The sequence below is a fragment of the Orrella sp. JC864 genome (genome assembly GCF_037026685.1).
Classification (GTDB): Bacteria; Pseudomonadota; Gammaproteobacteria; order Burkholderiales; family Burkholderiaceae_B; genus Orrella.
In genome coordinates, this window is record NZ_JBANET010000045.1 from 1 (window position 1) to 6,286 (window position 6,286).

At 63.4% G+C, this 6,286-nt stretch carries 6 protein-coding genes; 1 reads left to right on the plus strand and 5 read right to left on the minus strand.

Features of this window, described 5'->3' with window-relative positions; translation table 11 throughout:
- Positions 1 to 123: 123 nt before the first annotated feature.
- A complete protein-coding gene (locus tag V8Z80_RS20755) occupies positions 124 to 1,368 on the plus strand; it encodes an HNH endonuclease (protein ID WP_336063321.1) in 1,245 nt (414 codons plus the stop codon).
- A 431-nt stretch (positions 1,369 to 1,799) separates the two neighbouring features.
- Here the strand turns inward: V8Z80_RS20755 and V8Z80_RS20760 are convergent, their stop codons facing one another.
- The 5 genes from V8Z80_RS20760 to prmA all read right to left on the minus strand — a co-directional run bounded on the left by V8Z80_RS20760 (position 1,800) and on the right by prmA (position 6,089).
- Positions 1,800 to 2,366, minus strand: a complete 567-nt coding sequence (locus tag V8Z80_RS20760) for a YggT family protein (protein ID WP_155195986.1) — start codon at positions 2,364 to 2,366, stop codon at positions 1,800 to 1,802.
- A 251-nt stretch (positions 2,367 to 2,617) separates the two neighbouring features.
- Complete coding sequence (locus tag V8Z80_RS20765) at positions 2,618 to 3,121, minus strand: glycine zipper 2TM domain-containing protein (RefSeq protein ID WP_336063318.1); 504 nt, start codon at positions 3,119 to 3,121, stop codon at positions 2,618 to 2,620.
- A 101-nt stretch (positions 3,122 to 3,222) separates the two neighbouring features.
- Positions 3,223 to 4,167, minus strand: coding sequence for a carbohydrate kinase family protein (locus V8Z80_RS20770; RefSeq protein WP_155195982.1), 945 nt, complete (start codon positions 4,165 to 4,167; stop codon positions 3,223 to 3,225).
- 12 nt (positions 4,168 to 4,179) lie between these two features.
- Positions 4,180 to 5,154 carry a DUF3426 domain-containing protein gene (locus V8Z80_RS20775; protein ID WP_336063319.1) on the minus strand — a complete coding sequence of 325 codons (975 nt, stop codon included), beginning with the start codon at positions 5,152 to 5,154 and terminating at the stop codon, positions 4,180 to 4,182.
- A gap of 14 nt (positions 5,155 to 5,168) precedes the next feature.
- Entirely contained in the window at positions 5,169 to 6,089 is a 921-nt protein-coding gene (prmA, locus tag V8Z80_RS20780) for a 50S ribosomal protein L11 methyltransferase (protein ID WP_336063320.1), read from the minus strand.
- Between the last annotated feature and the right edge of the window lie 197 nt (positions 6,090 to 6,286).

The window sequence follows — 6,286 nt, forward strand, 5'->3', positions numbered from 1 at the left end:
ATCCCACACATGCTGGAGGCGCTCATGGCAGGGGATCGAGGATTCAGAAGGAAGCTTCCTCGAAAATACACAGCTGAATAATCATGCCAATGAAAGTCCATGCGCCAACAGAGTGGAGAGTTTATGCTGTGCATTATCTGTAGAGAAGATAAAAACAACATGAGTGATGAGCACGTGATCCCTGACTCTCTGGGCGGTTACTATCACATATTTAATGTTTGCAGGACTTGCAACTCAAGAATGGGCGAGAAAGTCGATTCTCCGCTGGTTAATCATAAGCTGACAGATCTGTACAGATTTGCCCAAGAAGTAAAAAGCAAAAATGGCGGCATCCCCAACCCTTTCTCCGGTATTTTTATAGAAGAAGGAAATCCCGACGCCAAAGCCAGGGTAAATATTAATAAAGAAGGGAAGCTAGAGGTTCTGTACCACCCGGTCATCAAGGTGACGGAGGATTCCGGAGTGGTTCAGTCCATTGAAATTGCCGTGGACTCGAAAGATGAGGGGAAGATTGACGGGATTCTTCGGAAAATCTTAAAGCGCAAGGGAATCCCTGAATCTGCAATCATCAAAGGAGAGCGGCGGCGTGAGATAAGGACTGGCGGAGTTGGCGGACGGTGGGAAATAGATATTCTTAAATTCAAAATAGGTCTGCTGAAGATCGCCTATGAGTTTGCAGTCGATTCAATTCCGGATTTTTTCTCTGATGCCGATGCCATAAAAATATCCGATATTTTGAAGAATGCTGACTATGAGGGCGCCAAGAAATATGCAAAAATCGACTCTGACTTGCAGCCAGGAGTTTTTGAACCATTCGTCAACTACTTGGACCTTACAAGCAGAAAACACTACTTGGTGCTAACTCCAGCCAAATTGGGCTTATTATGCCTGATTAAGCTCCACGACCTTTTCTCTATTGGTATTGTTCTATCTGAGAGAAAGTTTCTGGACTTCACTGAAACCATTATTGGCGTGAATGACATTGACGGTCGAGATTTTCGCAAACTTCGCATACTTGATCTCATAAAGGAATGCATGGGGCCAGTACACACTAGGTTCTGCTATTACTTTCGCGACGAATATGAGAAAACCAAGGGCGAGTCAGAAGTCAATTCTCCGACGTATCGTTACGAAGGAAATGATAAGGCCGAGATTTCTCTATATAAGAAGAATGGTGAAAGATACCCATTTCTTGCTCATCAACTATTGGAAAGAAGCTCTTGCCAATCACGAAAAGACGGGAATTGGCAGATTCACGAATTCTGGTTCGATGAGACTCAAGAATACTATGTAAAATCTGTTGGGTCAGGCAATTTGCATCGAGTCATCGCTCTGGAAATGAGCCAAGAGCAAATCAGAAAAGTATAGGAAGACGGTTCGCTGGGCATAGGAATTGATTCAAGCGTTCCTGACTGTCCGCTTTCCACATGTGGCTATTTCTGCTGGGTCAGGAGCAGGTATCCGTCCTGATTTTTCGCGCTGCATCTTCTCTGTTCTGAATAAGCCGTTAAGGGATGGACTATGATAAGCACAAGCTCGTCACCCTTCGGCAATCGTCGCCGCCACAGCGTACTTCGGCTTGCTTTCTTCAGGCTCTTATGTGGCTCCTAGCCTCCAACGCTACCGGCCGTGCAGGCGACACGAAATAAAGCTACTTGTTGCCCCGTATATGGTTTTAAGCCCGCATGATTTGCACGAAAGGCTTGACACCGGCCCTTTTTGCCGCGGGGCCGCCCCAAGGCAAAAACGGCCCCTTCGGGGGGGCAGCAAGCCGAAGGCGCAGCGTGGGTTTTTTTCTATTAGACGCCGAACAGGCTGTAGCTGGCGCGGGTCAGGATCATCATCAGCACCTGGGCCAGGATCAACAGCACCAGCGGCGAGATGTCGATGCCGCCCAGGTTGGGCAGCATCCGGCGCAAGGGATTGAGCAGCGGCGCAGTCATCTGCTGCAGCAGCGCCATGCTGTGCGAGGCAGGGTTGACCCAGGAAAGCAGCGCCTGCGCCAGCGTGATCCAGAACACGAAATTAAAGGTCCAGCGCGCCAGCGTCAGCACCGAGGAAATGAGCGCCTCGGGCAGCAGCTGCAGGGGCAGGATGCTGCCGGTGGCGATCATCCAGCCCAGCACCAGGTAGGCCAGCGCGGCCAGCCATGCGCCCACCACGGTGGCCCAGTCGATAAGCCCGCCCCGCATGGGCATGAGCCGGCGCAGCGGCGTGACCAGCCAATCGGTGGCCTGGTTCAGCGCCTGCACGATGGGATGGAAAGGATGCATGCGCACCGCGAACATCCAGGCGCGAGCGATCAAGGCCACGCCGAGCAGGGTGAACGCGATTTCGAGCAGGAAACGGGAGATGTCGCCGAGCATGGGTCAAAAGGTTCCAGATGGTCCGAGCGGCATTGTCGCATGGCATTCCCGCAAAACGCGTGTCGGGGATTTGACGAAACGGTCGCAGGAAACGCCCCCTTGGGAACACGCTCGCGGGAAACACTCGCCGCGAAGGGCGCGCGCCCGGACGCCGGTTCCGCGAAAAAGCCATCCCCGCGCGGCAAGGACCGCGCGGGGATGGCGTAGGAGTGCGCAAGCGGCGCAGCCGGGACAACCACCCGGCTGGCAGCTTACAGCGGAGAGACGCGGGTGGGGCCGGCGCCGCTGATGACTTGCACGCGCTGGCCCACGCTGATGGGCACGTCGGCTTCCTGGGCGATCACGCGGGTCTCGCCATTGTCCAGACGCACGGTGATCTCGTAGCCCGAGCTGCGGCCCACGCGGCTCTCGACGGCGTTGCCGGCGATGGCGCCCAGGATGGCGCCGCCGACCGTGGCCAGGGCGCGGCCGGTGCCGCCGCCCACGGAGCTGCCGGCGATGCCGCCGAGCGCGCCGCCGCCGACCACGCCGGCGCCGGTGGACTGGTCTTGCTGGATGGTGATGGGCCGCACGCCGGTGACGGTGCCGGTCCGCACGATCTGCTCACGCTGCGCCTGATCGTAGCTGTAGACCTGGCTGGAAGCGCTGCGGTTGGCGCAGCCGGTGACCACCGCGAGCGAGCCCATCAGGGCCGCGATGGTCAGCCAGCGGCCCATGCGCGCGGTACGCGGTGCAGAAAGTGTCATGGTGGTCATTGTGATTTCTCCTGGACGGGCTGGGCCCTTGCGAGGAATGATACCGCTGCGGCGTTGCGCTTGGACAGACCGATCGCAACAGCCTGCAACACTTGGCTGCGTCACCGGGGCGGAAGTTTCAGCCCGTAAGCGGCCTGCAGCCGCGCATCGATCTGGGCGCGGCTGGGGGCATGGTTCTGGGGGCCGCGCTCGGCGATCTTGATCGCGCCCATGAGATTGCCCAGCTTGCAGCTGTCCTCCCAGCTCCAGCCCTCGGTCAGGCCATAGAGCACCCCTGCGCGATGGGCATCGCCGCAGCCGGTGGGATCGACCACCGCCTCGGCCTGCACCGGCGCGATGGCGATCTCGCGGCCTTCGGTGTAAAGGGTGGCGCCCTGCGCGCCTCGCGTGACCACCACCGCCTGCAGGCCTTGCGCGATCTCGCGCATGGAACGGCCCATGCGGTGTTCGACCACCCCCGCCTCGTAGTCGTTGACCGTCATGGCTTGCGCCATGCCGATCATGCGCGCCAGGTCCTGGCCGTCGAACAGCGGCATGGCCTGGCCCAGGTCGAAGATGAACGGCACGCCGGCGGCACGCAGGCGCTCGGCGTGCGCGAACATGCCCTGCTTGGCGTCGGGGCCGACCAGCGCCCAGGCGGCCTGCGCGCCGCTCAGGTCGTTCTGGGCCGAGAACTCCATGGCGCCGGGATGAAAGGCCGTGATCTGGCTGTCGTCCAGGTCGGTGGTGATGAAACACTGTGCCGTCAGCGTGCCCGGCACGGTAAGGATGCGCGAGGTATCGATGCCCAGCGCCTCGAAGCGGGCCAGGTAGTCGGTGGCGTCCTCGCCGACCGTGGCCACCGGCACCGCATGCCCGCCCAGCAGGTGCAGGTTATAGGCGATGTTGCCAGCGCAACCGCCGTATTCCTTGCGCATGCGCGGCACCAGGAAGGAGACGGACAGCGACTGGATGCGCTCGGGCAGGATGTGGTCCTTGAAATGGCCCTCGAAGACGGCGATCGAATCGAAGGCCACGGAACCGCACATCAAAACCGGCTTGCTCATGCTTGGAAAACCTCAGGGGAAGAACTTGTCGAGTTGATAGCCGTTGACGCCCAGCTTGCCGGGATCGACGGGTATGGCCAGCGAGACCTCTTCGCCCGCGGCCAGCGGGCCGGCGGCGCGCGCCGGGCTCAGGTAGTCGGCCGGACGCAAGGCGCGGCGCGCCACCACCGTGTCGGACAGGTCGGTCAGGCTGAGCATCAGCGTGGGCCATTCCTGCGGCTGGTCATAGCGGTTGCGCAGCACCACGTGCAGGACGAGTCCCTCGGACCCCGAGCCGGCCTGGCGCTGCAGCGAAGAAGACATGATGGCGATGCGCTCGATGCGGCGGGCGTAGCCCACCCGGCAGTCCAGCGGCTCGCACAGCCGCTCGAGCGCCGGACGCAGCGCCGGCGCGGCCAGCGCCAGCTGGGTGCGGTAGACCACGGCACCTTGCAGCAGCAGCGCCGCCAGCCCCAGCAGGCTGGCCAGGGCCCAGAGGACGCGCCCATGACGGGCGCGGCGCAGATGCTCCTCGTCCATGAAGGGCGGGGGCGCGCGGCCCGAGTCCAGGGCGTCGATCTGGCGGGTGCGGGCCTCGCCCTGCACCGTCCAGGCAGGCGCTTCGGGCAGGAAGGGGCCGTGGGGTTCGAAGGCAGGCTCGGCCCGCAAGGACGGCATCGCGCCCGGCTCATCAGGCGCCAGCCTATCGGCGCCCGGCTCGCCAGCCCCCGGCTCGCCGACGCCCGGCTCACCAACGCCCGGCTCATCTGCGTACGGTTCATCGGCATACGGCTCATCGCCGCCGCGCCGCATGTCGGCGCGGTTGCGCAGCACCGCCGGCGGCAGCCGGCGCAAGGGCTCCCGGGGCCCGGATTCGTCGATCAGGCAGTCATAGCCGTCGAAGACGGCACGGCAATTGCCGCAACGCACCAGTCCGTTGCGCACCCGCAGCTGGTCCGCCGCCACCCTGAAGGCAGCGCCGCACTGGGGACAACGGGTGGTCATCATGGCCGCGGATCCGCTTAACGCGGGACGGCGGGCGGGCGTTGCCCATGCAGGCAGACCCAGCCTTCCCGCGCGCGCCAGACTTCCAGGGGCAGCCAGGGCGCATAGGCGGCCGCCACTTCCTCGGCCTGCCTTTCGAGCACGCCCGACAGCACCAGCCAGCCCCCAGGCGCGACCCGCGCCGCCAGCATGGGCGCCAGCACCTTCAAGGGATTGGACAGGATGTTGGCCACGACCACCTGGCTGGCGCCCGGCGGCAGCGCGTCGGGCAGCATGGCCGTTACCGCCGCGCCGTTGGCCTGGGCGTTCTCGCGCGTGGCCTGCACGGCCTGCTCGTCGATGTCCACGCCCACCGTGCTGCCCGCGCCCAGCTTGCTGGCGGCGATGGCCAGGATGCCCGAGCCGCAGCCGTAGTCCAGCACGCTGGCGCCGGCCGGCAGGTTCTGGCCCAGCCATTGCAGGCATAGATGGGTGGTCGGATGGCTGCCCGTGCCAAAGGCCAGGCCCGGATCGAGCTGGATGAGCACCTGTCCCGGCGCCGGGGCCGGGGCCTCGTCGCGGTGCCAGCTGGGCACGATAAGGATGCGCTCGCCCGCCTGGATGGGCCCGAACTGGGACTGCGTCAGGCGCACCCAGTCGGTATCGGGCACTTCGCGCAAGGCCCAGGGGCCAAGCGCGTCGGCGGACAGGTCCGCCGCCTGCAGCGCCGCCTCGATCAGCTGGGCCGGATCGGCCCCGTCAGGCAGCAGCGCAAGCACGCGGTTGCGCGCCCAGGCGCGGGTCTCGGGCTCGGTGCCGGGCTCGCCGAACAAGGGTTGCTCGGCCTCGGTGTCGCTATCGGCGTCCTCGACGGACACGGACAGCGCGCCGGCCTCCAGCAAGGCATCCGACCACGCCTCGGCCAGCTCGCCCGGGCAGGACAGCACCAGTTCGCGCATAAACAATCGATCCTAAAAAAAGCCCACGCCACCTCGGCCAGGCGGACCCCGGGACAGGAGACGCTTTTGCCCGGGCAGGCCGGCAGCAAAAATACTACTCCAACAACCCTGCCCCTGCCCGACCGGGGCGCTGCACGGCCGGCTTTGCCGGCCCGCCCGCGCCGATCCGGGAGGGGCAAGCGCCTTGAGCGCTGCGC